This is a genomic window from Klebsiella sp. A-Nf5, from assembly GCF_002810545.1.
Classification (GTDB): Bacteria; Pseudomonadota; Gammaproteobacteria; order Enterobacterales; family Enterobacteriaceae; genus Klebsiella; species Klebsiella variicola.
On record NZ_PIOG01000220.1, the window covers coordinates 1 to 12,302 of the forward strand.

At 54.0% G+C, this 12,302-nt stretch carries 17 protein-coding genes and 2 pseudogenes; 18 read left to right on the forward strand and 1 reads right to left on the reverse strand.

All coding sequences use genetic code 11. From position 1 onward, the window contains the following. The first annotated feature begins 118 nt into the window (after positions 1–118). From ssb to CWM53_RS20450, 13 genes and pseudogenes are all read left to right on the forward strand, one after another. Positions 119–676 (forward strand): single-stranded DNA-binding protein, encoded by a 558-nt coding sequence (gene ssb, locus CWM53_RS20380; protein ID WP_100750850.1) that lies wholly within the window; start codon positions 119–121, stop codon positions 674–676. A gap of 48 nt (positions 677–724) precedes the next feature. Beyond that, entirely contained in the window at positions 725–973 is a 249-nt protein-coding gene (locus tag CWM53_RS20385; protein WP_100750851.1) for a DUF905 domain-containing protein, read from the forward strand. A 68-nt stretch (positions 974–1,041) separates the two neighbouring features. Then, positions 1,042–3,042 (forward strand): ParB/RepB/Spo0J family partition protein, encoded by a 2,001-nt coding sequence (locus tag CWM53_RS20390; RefSeq protein WP_100750852.1) that lies wholly within the window; start codon positions 1,042–1,044, stop codon positions 3,040–3,042. A 39-nt stretch (positions 3,043–3,081) separates the two neighbouring features. After that, positions 3,082–3,490 (forward strand): annotated as a pseudogene (gene psiB, locus CWM53_RS20395) (conjugation system SOS inhibitor PsiB). Next, on the forward strand, positions 3,487–4,215 hold the full coding sequence (locus CWM53_RS20400) for a plasmid SOS inhibition protein A (protein WP_100750853.1): 729 nt from the start codon (positions 3,487–3,489) through the stop codon (positions 4,213–4,215). The pseudogene psiB and the gene CWM53_RS20400 overlap by 4 nt, the downstream one beginning before the upstream one ends. Beyond that, positions 4,212–4,535, forward strand: coding sequence for a theronine dehydrogenase (locus tag CWM53_RS20405; protein ID WP_100750854.1), 324 nt, complete (start codon positions 4,212–4,214; stop codon positions 4,533–4,535). The genes CWM53_RS20400 and CWM53_RS20405 overlap by 4 nt, the downstream gene beginning before the upstream one ends. A gap of 197 nt (positions 4,536–4,732) precedes the next feature. Continuing rightward, positions 4,733–4,843: pseudogene (locus CWM53_RS32045) on the forward strand (DUF5431 family protein); the annotation flags it as partial. Further along, positions 4,791–4,913, forward strand: a complete 123-nt coding sequence (locus tag CWM53_RS20410; protein WP_319829943.1) for a type I toxin-antitoxin system Hok family toxin — start codon at positions 4,791–4,793, stop codon at positions 4,911–4,913. The pseudogene CWM53_RS32045 and the gene CWM53_RS20410, both read left to right, overlap by 53 nt. Before the next feature lie 894 nt (positions 4,914–5,807). Beyond that, on the forward strand, positions 5,808–6,146 hold the full coding sequence (locus tag CWM53_RS20430; RefSeq protein ID WP_100750864.1) for a hypothetical protein: 339 nt from the start codon (positions 5,808–5,810) through the stop codon (positions 6,144–6,146). Positions 6,147–6,201: 55 nt separating this feature from the next. Continuing rightward, positions 6,202–6,549, forward strand: coding sequence for a hypothetical protein (locus tag CWM53_RS20435; RefSeq protein ID WP_100750857.1), 348 nt, complete (start codon positions 6,202–6,204; stop codon positions 6,547–6,549). Between the two features lie 88 nt (positions 6,550–6,637). Continuing rightward, positions 6,638–6,868, forward strand: a complete 231-nt coding sequence (locus CWM53_RS20440; protein ID WP_100750858.1) for a hypothetical protein — start codon at positions 6,638–6,640, stop codon at positions 6,866–6,868. Positions 6,869–6,913: 45 nt separating this feature from the next. After that, the gene (locus tag CWM53_RS20445) at positions 6,914–7,747 is read left to right on the forward strand and encodes an N-6 DNA methylase (RefSeq protein ID WP_100750859.1); all 834 of its coding nucleotides are present in this window, start codon (positions 6,914–6,916) and stop codon (positions 7,745–7,747) included. A gap of 625 nt (positions 7,748–8,372) precedes the next feature. After that, a complete protein-coding gene (locus tag CWM53_RS20450) occupies positions 8,373–8,915 on the forward strand; it encodes an antirestriction protein (RefSeq protein WP_100750860.1) in 543 nt (180 codons plus the stop codon). A gap of 23 nt (positions 8,916–8,938) precedes the next feature. Here CWM53_RS20450 and CWM53_RS20455 read toward each other — a convergent pair whose 3' ends face one another. Further along, complete coding sequence (locus CWM53_RS20455; RefSeq protein ID WP_165785108.1) at positions 8,939–9,433, reverse strand: transglycosylase SLT domain-containing protein; 495 nt, start codon at positions 9,431–9,433, stop codon at positions 8,939–8,941. Between the two features lie 432 nt (positions 9,434–9,865). Here CWM53_RS20455 and traM point away from each other — a divergent pair, with 432 nt between their 5' ends. From traM to traL, 5 genes are all read left to right on the forward strand, one after another. Beyond that, a complete protein-coding gene (gene traM, locus CWM53_RS20460) occupies positions 9,866–10,258 on the forward strand; it encodes a conjugal transfer relaxosome DNA-binding protein TraM (RefSeq protein ID WP_020804860.1) in 393 nt (130 codons plus the stop codon). Between the two features lie 237 nt (positions 10,259–10,495). Then, the gene (locus tag CWM53_RS20465) at positions 10,496–11,188 is read left to right on the forward strand and encodes a conjugal transfer protein TrbJ (protein WP_100750862.1); all 693 of its coding nucleotides are present in this window, start codon (positions 10,496–10,498) and stop codon (positions 11,186–11,188) included. A gap of 174 nt (positions 11,189–11,362) precedes the next feature. After that, positions 11,363–11,527 carry a TraY domain-containing protein gene (locus tag CWM53_RS20470; protein ID WP_032426810.1) on the forward strand — a complete coding sequence of 55 codons (165 nt, stop codon included), beginning with the start codon at positions 11,363–11,365 and terminating at the stop codon, positions 11,525–11,527. 62 nt (positions 11,528–11,589) lie between these two features. Further along, positions 11,590–11,958: a type IV conjugative transfer system pilin TraA gene (gene traA, locus CWM53_RS20475; RefSeq protein WP_100750863.1), complete on the forward strand. Its 369-nt coding sequence runs from the start codon at positions 11,590–11,592 to the stop codon at positions 11,956–11,958. Positions 11,959–11,971: 13 nt separating this feature from the next. Beyond that, positions 11,972–12,277, forward strand: a complete 306-nt coding sequence (gene traL, locus CWM53_RS20480; protein ID WP_004178059.1) for a type IV conjugative transfer system protein TraL — start codon at positions 11,972–11,974, stop codon at positions 12,275–12,277. The last annotated feature ends 25 nt before the right edge of the window (positions 12,278–12,302 follow it).

Consider the following 12,302-nt stretch of genomic DNA (forward strand, 5'->3'; position numbering starts at 1 on the left):
AAGGTAACAACCAGCGGGCTCGTTCAGCAGGTCCCCGCAAAACGTCAAAACCGCGGCCCCGGCAACTCAACGGGTGACGGTTTTTAAAGGCAAAAACAACAGAGTAAGGAGATTCATCATGGCAGCACGTGGCGTAAACAAAGTCATTCTGGTCGGGCATCTGGGGCAGGACCCGGAGGTGCGTTACATGCCCAACGGGGGCGCAGTGGCAAACCTGACGCTGGCCACGTCCGAAACATGGCGTGACAAACAGAGCGGGGAACTGCGCGAAAACACCGAATGGCACCGTGTTGTCATGTTCGGCAAGCTCGCGGAAGTGGCGGGCGAATATCTGCGTAAAGGCGCGCAGGTCTACATCGAGGGACAGATGCGCACCCGTAGCTGGCAGGACGATACCGGAGCGACCCGCTACGTCACTGAGGTGCTGGTCGGGCAGAACGGCACCATGCAGATGCTTGGTGGTCGTCGTGAGGGCGGCCCGACTGAGAGCGCCGCGCAGCAGCAGCCCGCGCAGCCGCAGAGTCCTGCCGCCCCGGCTCAACCTGCTCAGGCTCCGGCTAAATCCCCGAAAGCGAAGGGCGGTAAAAAAGGCCGTCAGAGCGCTGCCCCGTCTCAGTTGCCTCCCCAGCCGTTCCCGGACGATTACCCGCTGACCGATGACGATGCACCCTTTTAAACCATGATGAGCACGCCCCGCTCAGGCGGGGCAGAAAAGGAGAAACACATGGACCACAACGTTTTGTCCCCCCTCGAATCCCTGCCGGATGGCACGTTTACCCGTAGTCAGGCGCAGGTAGTCGCGGCGCAGTATCAGAATGTGGCGATTGAAGATGACCAGGGGACCCATTTTCGCCTTGTCGTCCGTCATCAGGATGACGGCAGCCTGGTCTGGCGCGTCTGGAATTTTGAACCGGGCGGTGAGGCCCTGATGAACCGTTATATCCGGGACTACGGAGTACGCAAAACGCAGTAAGCAGTAAGAGGTGCCGGGCAGATGGGTCTGCCCGGCAGACATTAACTAATATCGGAGAGAAATCAATCATGTCAGTGACCGAGTCTAAAGCAAAAACCCCCGCGAAAACCAGTAAAAAAGTGGTAAAACCTGCCGAATCCGCCGCCCTGAAAGCCGCGCTTGAGGCCGCACAGATTGAGATGGTGCCGCTGTCAGCACTGGTCAAATCCCCGCTGAACGTCCGCACTATCCCGTATCCGCCGGAGAGCGTGCGGGACATGGCTGACTCCATTCTCGCAGTCGGCCTCATTCAGAATCTGGTGGTCCACTCGCTGCCGGACGGTCTGTCAGGCGTCGCGGCGGGCGGTCGTCGTCTGGCGGCCCTGCAGCTTTTACTCAGCGAGCAGCGCATCGGTGCCGGGCATCAGGTCATCGTGAAGCGCGTCAGCGACGAACTGGCGGTGGTGGCTTCGATGGTCGAGAACAACAACCGGGTGGCGATGCACCCGGCAGAGCAAATCAGCGGTTTCCGCACGTTGTCTGAGCAGGGAAAGACCCCGGCGCAAATCGGGGACCAGCTGGGCTACAGTTCGCGCCACGTCCAGCGCATGCTGAAGCTCGCCAGCCTTGCCCCGGAGCTTATCGCCCTGCTGGCAGAGAACCAGCTCGACGTGGAGCAGTGTCAGGCACTCAGTCTGGAAAGTGACCCGGCGCGTCAGGTGGAGATTTACCAGCGCGTGAAGGCGCAGCACAGCTATGCTCCCGCTCACATGCTTAAACGCGCCATCACGGACACCGAAATATCGGTTCGCGACGCCCGCTTTATGTTTGTCGGGCGCGAAGCGTATGAGGCCGCAGGGGGCGACGTGCGCGAGGACCTGTTCAGTGCCCAGGAGGGTGACGGAACGGCAGACGGGGTGCTGGTCGGGCGTCTGGTGCAGGAGAAGCTGGAGTCCGCCGCGCTGGCTGTTGAAATGCAGGAGGGCTGGTCATGGTCACTGGCACGGGAAGATGCGGTCAGAAACTACGGTGACGACCGGGAGCATTATCTGGTCCTGCCGGAGCCGGAGGGCGAACTCAGCGCTGACGAGCAGCAGCGTCTCGATGAACTGTACGCCACGCAGGAAGCTACTGAAACATTTGAGGATGAAGCTGCCATTCAGGTGCTGATTGATGAACTTGTCGATGCCGTAACGGCTCGGGCATGGACACCGGAGCAGAAAGCGGCCTGTGGCGTTGTGGTCAGCCTGTCTGACGGCGAGCTTTGCATCCAGCGGGGTGTGCAGAAGAAGGTGAGGGAGGCGGTCGCTGACGGGCAGGAAAGCACGGGTACTCAGGCCTCCGTGCATGTGGTCGCCAGCAGTACCCCGGATGTGGCAGAGGGTATCAGCGTACCGCTCCTGAAAAAAATGTCGTCCGAGAGAACGCTGGCGGTACAGGCTGAACTGGTGCGGCAGCCACAGAAAGCCGTGGCCCTGATGGTCTGGCGGCTGTGCAGTTGCGTGTTCCACTACTGCATCACCACCCGGCACCCGTTCGTGATGCGTCTTGAGGTCCACCACCGCGGTCTCACCAGCGAAGCCCCGACCGGAGAAGAGGGTCAGGCATGGCAGTCTCTGATGCAGGAGAAAGCCCGTCTGGAAGCCCTGCTGCCGGAGGGCTGGAAGAGCGATTTCACCACCTTCTTTTCCCTTAACGGCGAGACCCTGATGTCGCTGATGGCCTTCTGTACCGCCTGTTCGGTGGATGGTGTCCAGACCCGGGAACACGGACATACCCGCCGCAGTGACCTTGACGGTGTCGAGGCTGCACTCGGGTTCCACCTGCGCGACTGGTGGCAGCCAACCGCGGATAACTTCCTCGGGCTGCTCAGCAAAAATCAGATTGTGGCGGCGCTGAAAGACGCCGGACTGACCGGGGCCGCCTCGGATGCTGAAAAAATGAAGAAAGGCGATGCCGCCAGTCACGCCGAACAATGGCTCTCCGGGACCCGATGGGTGCCGGGATGGATGCAGTCCCCGGATGCCGCAACGCCGGAAGAAGCAAACACCACGCCTGACACTGATGAACCCACCTCACACGCTGTCTGATAACGGAGAGCCGCCCTGCGGGGCGGCGATAAGGAGACCATAATGCGCAATGTTATTACCCCCGAAGTCCTGAACACCATGACCCTACAGGAATTCGAAGACTGGCGCGAAGGAGGGGAGGACTTACGCCGCGAACTGACCCATGCCGTGATGCGTGACCTGAACTGCCCGGATAACTGGGACATGAACGGGGAGTACCGCAGCGAGTTCGGGGGATTTTTCCCGGTACAGGTCCGCTTCACGCCTTCACACGGTAACTATCATCTCGCCGGCCTGGATGGTGGTGTTTGCCCCTGCCAGCGGTCGTCCGTTCTCGGTTATCAGCACCCTGCCTGACTGGTCGCCGGAAGCCATCAGCCACACGCTGAGTCTGGTTGCCCGGCTTGATGCCGATGGCTACAGTCAGGCCAGCATCATCAGCATGCTGGTCATGGAGGGCGCACAGTGAATGCATCAACAACGTCTCTGGTGACCCTGAAGCCAGCCCGACAGGCAGCGCTGCAGGCGGTCCTGTCGGTGGAGGAATCCCGCCGTCTCGGTGCGCGTCTGCCCGCCATGCCACACGTGCGCACCTTCCTGCGCCTGCTGACCGGGAGCAGCCGCATGAACACGACCGTGGCGCAGCGCATTCCCGGCCTCAGCTGGGACCCGAAGCATCGCCTGAGCAGCCTCAAGCAGGTGGAGGAGGCGCTCGACGCACTGATTGCCAGCCACGGGGAGTGCTGCCCGCTGCCGCTGCCGGTGGATGTTCAGGCTGAACTGTTCCCGGAGGTGCTGCACACCCGTACAGAGCGTCGGTTGCAGCGCAGAAACATCGCGTTCACCCGCAGGATGCGCCGTGAAGAACGGACGCTGGCGCATCACTGGCGGCTGCGGCAGAACCTGCTGGGGCAGGCCGTCACGGAGCTGAACTTTCAGTCCCCGGAGACAGTCAGCAGCTGGTACCGCCGGTGGGCCGAAGAGTTTGACGCGCGCGAGCTGGAGCCGGCCTTCTGGCACTGGCGGTCGCGGTTTGCGTCGCTGGCCTCCCTGGACTGGCTGCGTGACGCAAAGGAGCCGCTGTACGGGGTCATTCATGAAATCGGCTTCATTGTGCGTGACACCCCGGAGGCTGTCCGTCAGGCAGAGCGCTGGCAGGTGCCGAACAAGCTGACGGACCGGAGGCGGAGATGAGGTGGCGTTACTCCCTGCGCTGGAAATTACCCTCACCGTGTCCCGGTCCGCATGAACTGGCATCCGAAGTGGTGGAGGCCGGACAGCCTGCGCCCGAATCCATTATGTCGCGCTGGGTGGCGGGCGCGGGGTATGCGGTGTGCGTGGATTTTCTCAGCGACAGGCAAATCAGGCGCTGGAGCGATGAGCGTAAGGCCGCCACTCGTCGCCGGAATCTTGAGCGGCGGGTCAACAAAATCGCCCCCCTGTTTGCGGAGGAACTGATTGCGCGGGAGCTTGAAAGCAGGCCTGATTATTTTCGCGGGAAATCAGTCAGCTGACGGCAGGAAACCTGGTCAGTCTGGCAGACGATAAGGTACAATGGCGGTGGCGCTTGAGGCTTTTTGCCTCATGACGTGAGGGTGGTTTGTTGCCGGGTTGTGTGGCAGAAAGCAGAAAGCCCCGTAGTTAATTTTCATTAACCCACGAGGCCCACTGTATGTCTAGTCAACACCAGTATGGCCTCTTACCGTGCGTAATGCAAGGAGGAGTAACCCATGAAACTGCCGCGAAGTACCCTGTTGTGGTGCGTACTGATAGTGTGTCTCACACTGCTGATATTCACTTACCTGACGCGGAAATCGCTTTGCGAAATTCGCCTGAAGGACGGACAACGGGAGGTCGCTGCAATTATGGCTTACGAATCCAGCGGTAAGTAGCAACCTGGAGGCGGGGAAAACCCCGCCTTTTCAGGGCTGCGTTGGTCTGACATGCCTGAAGCGCCTTTATGAAGGGGTTGCCGGTTCACCGGTAGCCCCTTTTTCCTTGCTGACAGACCGCCAAAAAACCGCCTGCGGCGCGTGGCAGGGCTGCGCTGACGCGCCGCCACGGCCACTCTGTCACAGGTCAGATATCCTTTTCCCGGGCTGACTGTAACTGTTCCGCTGATATCTTCCCCTGCTGCTTTCTCTCTTCTGCTGTTTCTTTCTGACTGACCTGACCCGGGGACACCTTCGGCTCCCGACCGCTGCGCGTCCGGTCGTCGAGCCACACTCCGCTAACCGCGAAATGACGCGGTAAGCTCCGCCGAACCCGCCAGGCGGTTTCGGGCCTGCCGGCTAGTGTCTGATGTCTGACGTCAACGGCAGGCTTGCAGCATCCTTGTCAGGATGCGCCGCCCTTTTACGCGCCGTGACCTGCGCTTTTCGCACCCCGGCAAACGGCCGCCGGGCTGTAAGGGGCAACGCCGTTTTCGCTGCCGCTTCTCCGACGTTGCGGCGGGTTCCTGCTCTTTCCTTTCCTGGTGCCCTTTCACCCCTTTGAGTCCTTTCGCCGGGGCTGAGACAAGCACAACCCGCCTGGCTGTCCAGTACCGCTGATGCTCTCCGGCGACATTTTTTGCCGAAAACCCGACAAATAATGTCGCCTCCGTACCGGACATCTGCACCGGGCCGTGCTCGTTGACGCCCTTGCGGCGAACGGCTCTCAAACGGGTGAAGGTAACAACCAGCGGGCTCGTTCAGCAGGTCCCCGCAAAACGTCAAAACCGCGGCCCCGGCAACTCAACGGGTGATGGTTTTAAACACCAAAAGCCAGAAAAAAGGGAAAAAATCATGAATATCAGCATCGTTAGTTCCGGCTCTTCCATTCTGCGTACCGATGGTTTTGTGCGCAACATCCACGCCGCTAACCCGTTCGATGTTATCCGCGCCGATGTGGTGCTTGCGCGCATCGAGAAAGAGGCGGGGCGCTGCTGCGGGCTGCATTACGAGCTGTATCAGGCGCGCGTGCTGGGCGATGCGCTGGATTATCTGGATGCGCTGCCGCTGAAAGACCGCCCGACGTTCATGGGCGCGGCGGCAAAACGCGGGTATCTGCTTACGCTGGCGGAAGAAGATCACGCGCAGGAAGCCCGTGATGTGCTGCTGAGTGAACTGGCGGCAAACGAGTAGACAAACACGGGTGGCGGCATGTTGCTGCCACCTCTTACCCCCGAAGGAGAAAACCATGCATTTACACCTGACTGAATCCTCAGCCCGTCCGGGAATGCAGGTCACCGCCGAAGCCGAGCGTGAATACTGGCTGAGTCGCCAGAAAGCGGCGGTGAAAGCCCCCGCTGAAATCGACGTTCACGCCTTCCACGACGCGCTGGGCCTGATGTACCCGCTCAACTGGTCAACGAGTGAGAGCGGCGGCTGGGAGACGTTCATGCTGCAGGAGATGGTCTGCGGTGACGTGACAGAGATTTATGCCCGCTGCGGAGCCAGATATTTCCGGCTGCGGGATGTGTGCAACCTGAGCCATGCGCAGATTAAAACGCGCATTAAGGAGGAATTTAACCTGTTACAGAAATGAAAAAAGCAGGGAAAACCCTGCTTCATCCACGCCGTAAAAGTCGCTGTAACGATTTTTACGACTATTCAAATAAACCTAGGAGTTCAAAATGAACGTATCCATTGTTTCACCTTCCACTGAGGCTGTAAAGCCCCGCCGTCACCAGCGCATTCTGCGCGATGACATCGCCGCGCAGGAAATTGACCCGGCGCTGAAGGCCTTCGGACGGCATATTGCCCGGAGCATTCGCAAGGGGCGCGGCGTTCATATCCCCGCGATGAACAACACCGCCTTCGGACAGGTGCTCCGCACGCTCGAACTCAAACGCGCATTTAACTAAAAAAGGTGAGCCGCTCCTTCGGGAGCGGCAACAGCGGAGGATTGTATGTCACAGCTGAGTTTTGCCGATTTTTTTAACATGGCCAGAGAAAGCGCAGATAATCCCCCTGTGATTCAGGTCAGGCCGCAGGTTCCGGAAATGGTGTCTTCTGTTCAGCGTTTGATGAACGAGCAGCACAGCCGGAGCCGGTTTATTCGCGTGTTTAAAGACACGGGCCGCCATCTGGGGCGCTGGGAGGTGTTCAGTGATTTTCTGTCACTGGCTGCCAGTGAACTGGATATGGCCCGCATCAGAACGCCGGAAAGCATGGAGCACTGCCGGAAAATCTGCGCGCGTTATGGGGCGTCAGATATCGCGAACATGCAGGAGATGTTCTGCATGATGGTATGCGCTCTTGAAGCGAAATTTCATGATTTCCTCGGTGCCATTTTCATGGAGCTTGAGCTGAGCGATAGCTTTCGCGGGCAGTACTTTACCCCTTATTCGGTCCAGTGCCTCATGGCCCGGATGCTGATCCCGGGCGTCAGGGACACTATCCGCCGGGAAGGGATAGCCACGGTCAGCGATCCGGCCTGTGGTGCCGCCGGGATGCTGATTGCGTATGCGGAATGCCTGCTTGAGGCAGATATCAATCCTTCCATGCACATGTTCGGCAGCTGCATCGATATCGACCCGGTGGCGGCAGATATGGCCTTCATCCAGCTGTCTCTGCTGGGTATTGCGGCGGAAGTGGTCACGGGTAACACCCTGACGATGCAGTTCCGGCGGGTAAGATACACACCTGTGTATTACCTCAATGACTTCGAAAAACGTCTGGCAGACCTGAACCGGTACCGGGGTATGCTGGAGTTTATGCGCGGAATACCGGAGGCGGCGTAAATAACCAGAAGGGCAGGGGATAACCTGCCCGACTGCGGAAAAAAGGCCGCGCACCTGCGGTGCCGGATAATACCGGCTGCGCTACGCGCGGCCCGTATCAGTCCGTCGCGGGTTTCTCTCTTCATTATTATTTATTTGTCACTGTTATATTTCATCCGGCATCCTGCTGTTTATCTCTTCTGATATTTATCCTTTGCGCTGAAAATAATAAACACTGGGCCGGGCGTCATCCCTGGCGGGACACGGCTGTCATAAACAGAGCCAGCAAGCTGTCTCTGCCCTGCCGGGTTTCCATCCTGACGCAAATTCAACATCGCGCTTGCTGCATCCTTATCAGGATGCGCGGCTTTCACCGTGGCGATAAATACCCGCCACTCTGAGGCCGGAACGTGAATTCGGTAAAGACCGAATTGACGTTCCGGGTTGTGTGCATGCTCAGCCCCGCGCTATATCGCCCGACATCATCTTTTCGCGGAGGGCGGCTTTTAGCATCCGCCGTGGCGAAAATAAAGGGGTGTATAAACGCTTCGCGCCCCTTTATTTTCGCCACGGCGGATGCAAATTGCCCTTTGCCGCTCAGTGATGAAGTCGAACGATTTAATAAACCGCAAAGGAGACATTCATCATGCACACAATAAACGTCAACCCCAACGTTAACACCGCCACTCGTGAATCAGACGAACAATTTAAAACAGACAACTATCTGCGTTATGCCGTCACCGATGGCGATGAGCGTCTGGATTTTATCCCGGCCCTCTTTTTTACGCCGTCAGCCGATAATATGGCGGCAGGCTGGTTACGCCAGCACTCTGATTACGACGGCGGTTTCTGGTCTTACTGGATCATTCCGCAGGGTGTTGGCGGGAATATTACCCCGAACCGTGTTCAGTTCATCACCACGCAGACCGGGTATATCGCACCGGAAGGAAAAGAGTCTTACAGGATGCGCATCCCCGGTAATTATTTTGAGGGAGAGGTCAGCGCCGATGCAGCAGGGATTATTGCCACGCTGACGATAATGAACTGGCTGTCATGGCAGGTCGCGGATATGGGGCCGGAATATGCCCGCGTCTGTAAACATCTGGTTTCCCGTCAGGATGCGCTGAAAGATTATATCAGCATTATTCATCATCCCGAACGGCATTTAATCTGGCGGGCGATTGATTAATCATACATCTGAAAAAAAAGACCTCATTCATGAGGTCTTTCGTTTTTAACAGACCGGGATTGTCCGGCATTTTTATTTTCCTTGATGGCCCGGTAGACAGCTTCAATCTTTCTCGCATATGCCAGTCGTCGCATGTCCTGCCTGTCCGTTCTGCGAAATCCCGCGTTGTAGGCACCGACTGCCTCCCAGCTCACGCCCCACTTGTTAAAAGCCAGCGCCAGATAATACGCACCGGTGTAAATATTCAGGCAGGCATCCGTCAGAAGATGTTCCGGTTTAATACCGAACTCCGATAACCGGGCATGGTGCTGCGAATCGATCTGCATCAGTCCGGCTCCGTATCCTGTTCCCGGATTTTTTCCGACAGCATCCACCACCCATTTCGATTCCTGCCATGAAATAGCCCGAAGCAGATCCGGATCAATCCGGTAATCCCGTCCCGCCATATCAAAACAATCCGTGGCCCATGCAGGCGTGGATATTAATAGCAGGGCAGCAAACGCCAGTATTTTTCTCAAAAGACTCCCTCCGGGCCGATTCCTGTAATTACGTTAACCCAGACCAGAACCAGACTCAACAAATATGCACTCCTCACCACAAAATCACCACACACTACGCAAAATTAAAATTTTGCAGATTGCTATTTGGAAACAGTGAGTTAACGTGGCTTACATTATTTTATTTAATATAAGCTAATGTGTAAGTGAATTAAAAACGATTCACTGACAATTCATGAATGATTCGCTAATAAATCGTTTACGATTCACCTCATTGGAATCAGGGGGTTAAGATGAATTGACTTGTAAATCAATTCATGATGTGATTCGCATAGTGAATTGCAAAAGAAAGGCCTGAGACACGATTCAATTCACGAATCAAATTGCGAGTCCTTCGCATGGTTTTGAATCTGAGAAATAGATACAGGTTTTAATTTTAATAAGGAGATCGAGATGGGTAAAGTGCAGGCCTACCCCAGTGATGAGGTGTGTGAGAAAATTAATGCGATTGTGGAAAAACGCAGAATGGAGGGGGCTAAGGATAAGGATGTCAGCTTTTCCAGTATATCTACAATGTTACTTGAGTTAGGCCTTCGGGTTTATGAAGCTCAGATGGAACGTAAAGAATCCGGATTTAATCAGATGGCGTTCAACAGAGCCTTACTTGAAAGTGTTGTGAAAACACAATTTTCAGTGAATAAAGTTCTGGGCATTGAGTGCCTGAGCCCTCATGTCAAAGATGATCCCAGATGGCAATGGAAGGGTATGGTTCAAAATATCCAGGAGGATGTTCAGGAAGTCATGCGTACATTCTTTCCTGATGAGCAGGAGGAAGCGGATGAATAGCATGAGAATTTTCGTATAGTGTGTCTTGCTGAATTTATTTTGAATTTTCATTATTCAAAATGAACGATTATTCTTTTCTGCTTTAATTATTCAGGATAAAGATCTGGTTTTATTGGATGACTTTTCTAGATGTGGGTCTTATAATTCAGGGGTAGTTTAAAAATTTAAGAAGCATTAGCGTCAGAAGTATCGGCTTCTGACGCTAACTATCCATAGATACCTTATTAGGAGGCGCCTATGTGTGCGAAGGATCGTAGTCAAATTACTGTACTTAGTCAAACGGAAACCATTCATTCTTTTAGCGAGATGCTTAACTTTTCATCTTGCCCCTCCTTCATTAGAAACACCCAAGGTGAATTCCTTCATACTAGCCCACTTTTTGACAAAATCTTCTTAACTTCCGTAACATCTGTTGCTTGGTTTTCGGCGCTACCCTTAAAAACTAAAATAGAGCTTATCCAGTCGGAAATTAAATCTTTTACGGAAGATTCTTCTGTTTTGGTAAGAGGTATTGGTTTTGGGGATATATCATGGACAGTTTTTATTGAGAGCTTTCACCTTGATGATGAAAAATATAGTCGATGGGTTTTTATTAGAGAGGGTGAGGCTATATGCGACTACTCAAAAGAATATGCTGATTTTTCATCAAAAATGGAAAAATATATAGACCGCATTTCAAAAACGGCCAATTCTGATTGGGCTATATTTAATCTTTATTCGGTTGGGTTTTCTCATGCCACTATATCTAAAATTACAGGTGTTAAAGAACAAACATCCAGAAATACAGTTCGTCATATAAAAAACGAACTCAATTTCCCCGATCGTGACTATATTATATTGTCTTCTATTTGTGCTCTTAGTTATGGGAGAATTGTGGGGAATGTTATTGAAATACTAAAGGGTGATGTTAATTTTTTGTTACTTCAATAGTACAATTCGTACTATTGAATTGTGAAAATAATTTACTCAAAATCTCTCCTTTATTGGTTTACATTTTTATTCACCAATGTAAACTTTTTTAAGAGTTGGTAATCTTATTTTGGAGGTCGATTGGAGAGAGCGATTAGGAGTAACGCACGACCTGCGCCAGGAAAAAATGTGCTTTTGAAACTGGATGAAGAGACTAATCGTCGACTTATCAAAGCAAAAGACAGAAGCAGAAGAAGTAAAACATCCGAAGCTTATTTGAGACTGAAAGATCATCTTGAGAGGTTTCCGGACTTTTATAACTCAGAACTTACCGTACCAGGAGGTGAACAGGAGGAGTGATTTAGCAATATAGTCATAAATCTGTTTTATATATCTACCATTCTTATTTAAAGGAAATAAACATGAATGCTGTATTAAGTGTTCAGGACACTGCTGTCTCTGAAGAAACTAATCCGTCTTTTCTGTCCCGTGTTTTCAATAAAAAGAAAGCCCTGAAAGTCGCTAAAGTTGCGCTGCCGGTTGCTGCTGTGGCGGCGTTCTTCCCGGATGCTGCGATGGCCACCACCACGGCAACAGACCTGATGAAGTCAGGGGATGCGACCGTGAAAGGCACGTTTGGTAAGTCTTCCAGCGTCGTCAAATGGGTGGTTCTGGCAGAAGTCGTCGCCGGCGGCATCATGTACATGATGACCAAAAACGTGAAGTTCCTGTTCGGCTTCGCGATTATTTCCACCTTTATCACCATCGGTATGTCAGTCGCCGGTTACTGACAGGACGCTCGTGATGACGGGAGACGAATTAAAGCGATACCGTTTCCCGGAAACACTGACTAACCAGTCCCGCTGGTTTGGCTTATATCTCGATGAACTTATCCCGGCCGTGATTTGTCTCGGCTGGGGTTTCTGGACCAGCAAGTTCATTTTTGGTATGGCTGCAGCGGCACTGGTTTTCTGGGGTATCAAGAAACTGAAAAAAGGGCGGGGCAGTTCCTGGCTACGCGACCTGATTTACTGGTATCTGCCAACCTCCCTTCTTAAAGGTTTCTTTCATGATGTTCCGGACTCCTGTTTCCGGCAGTGGATTAAATAAATCAACGGGGAAATAACATATGGAA

Coding starts and splice junctions, on each gene's coding strand:
- CWM53_RS20450 (WP_100750860.1), top strand. CDS start 8,373: ATGCACACAATAAACGTCAACCCCAACGTTAACACCGCCACTCGTGAA.
- CWM53_RS20430 (WP_100750864.1), top strand. CDS start 5,808: ATGAATATCAGCATCGTTAGTTCCGGCTCTTCCATTCTGCGTACCGAT.
- CWM53_RS20385 (WP_100750851.1), top strand. CDS start 725: ATGGACCACAACGTTTTGTCCCCCCTCGAATCCCTGCCGGATGGCACG.
- CWM53_RS20390 (WP_100750852.1), top strand. CDS start 1,042: ATGTCAGTGACCGAGTCTAAAGCAAAAACCCCCGCGAAAACCAGTAAA.
- CWM53_RS20405 (WP_100750854.1), top strand. CDS start 4,212: ATGAGGTGGCGTTACTCCCTGCGCTGGAAATTACCCTCACCGTGTCCC.
- CWM53_RS20440 (WP_100750858.1), top strand. CDS start 6,638: ATGAACGTATCCATTGTTTCACCTTCCACTGAGGCTGTAAAGCCCCGC.
- ssb (WP_100750850.1), top strand. CDS start 119: ATGGCAGCACGTGGCGTAAACAAAGTCATTCTGGTCGGGCATCTGGGG.
- traM (WP_020804860.1), top strand. CDS start 9,866: ATGGGTAAAGTGCAGGCCTACCCCAGTGATGAGGTGTGTGAGAAAATT.
- traL (WP_004178059.1), top strand. CDS start 11,972: ATGACGGGAGACGAATTAAAGCGATACCGTTTCCCGGAAACACTGACT.
- traA (WP_100750863.1), top strand. CDS start 11,590: ATGAATGCTGTATTAAGTGTTCAGGACACTGCTGTCTCTGAAGAAACT.
- CWM53_RS20445 (WP_100750859.1), top strand. CDS start 6,914: ATGTCACAGCTGAGTTTTGCCGATTTTTTTAACATGGCCAGAGAAAGC.
- CWM53_RS20465 (WP_100750862.1), top strand. CDS start 10,496: ATGTGTGCGAAGGATCGTAGTCAAATTACTGTACTTAGTCAAACGGAA.
- CWM53_RS20435 (WP_100750857.1), top strand. CDS start 6,202: ATGCATTTACACCTGACTGAATCCTCAGCCCGTCCGGGAATGCAGGTC.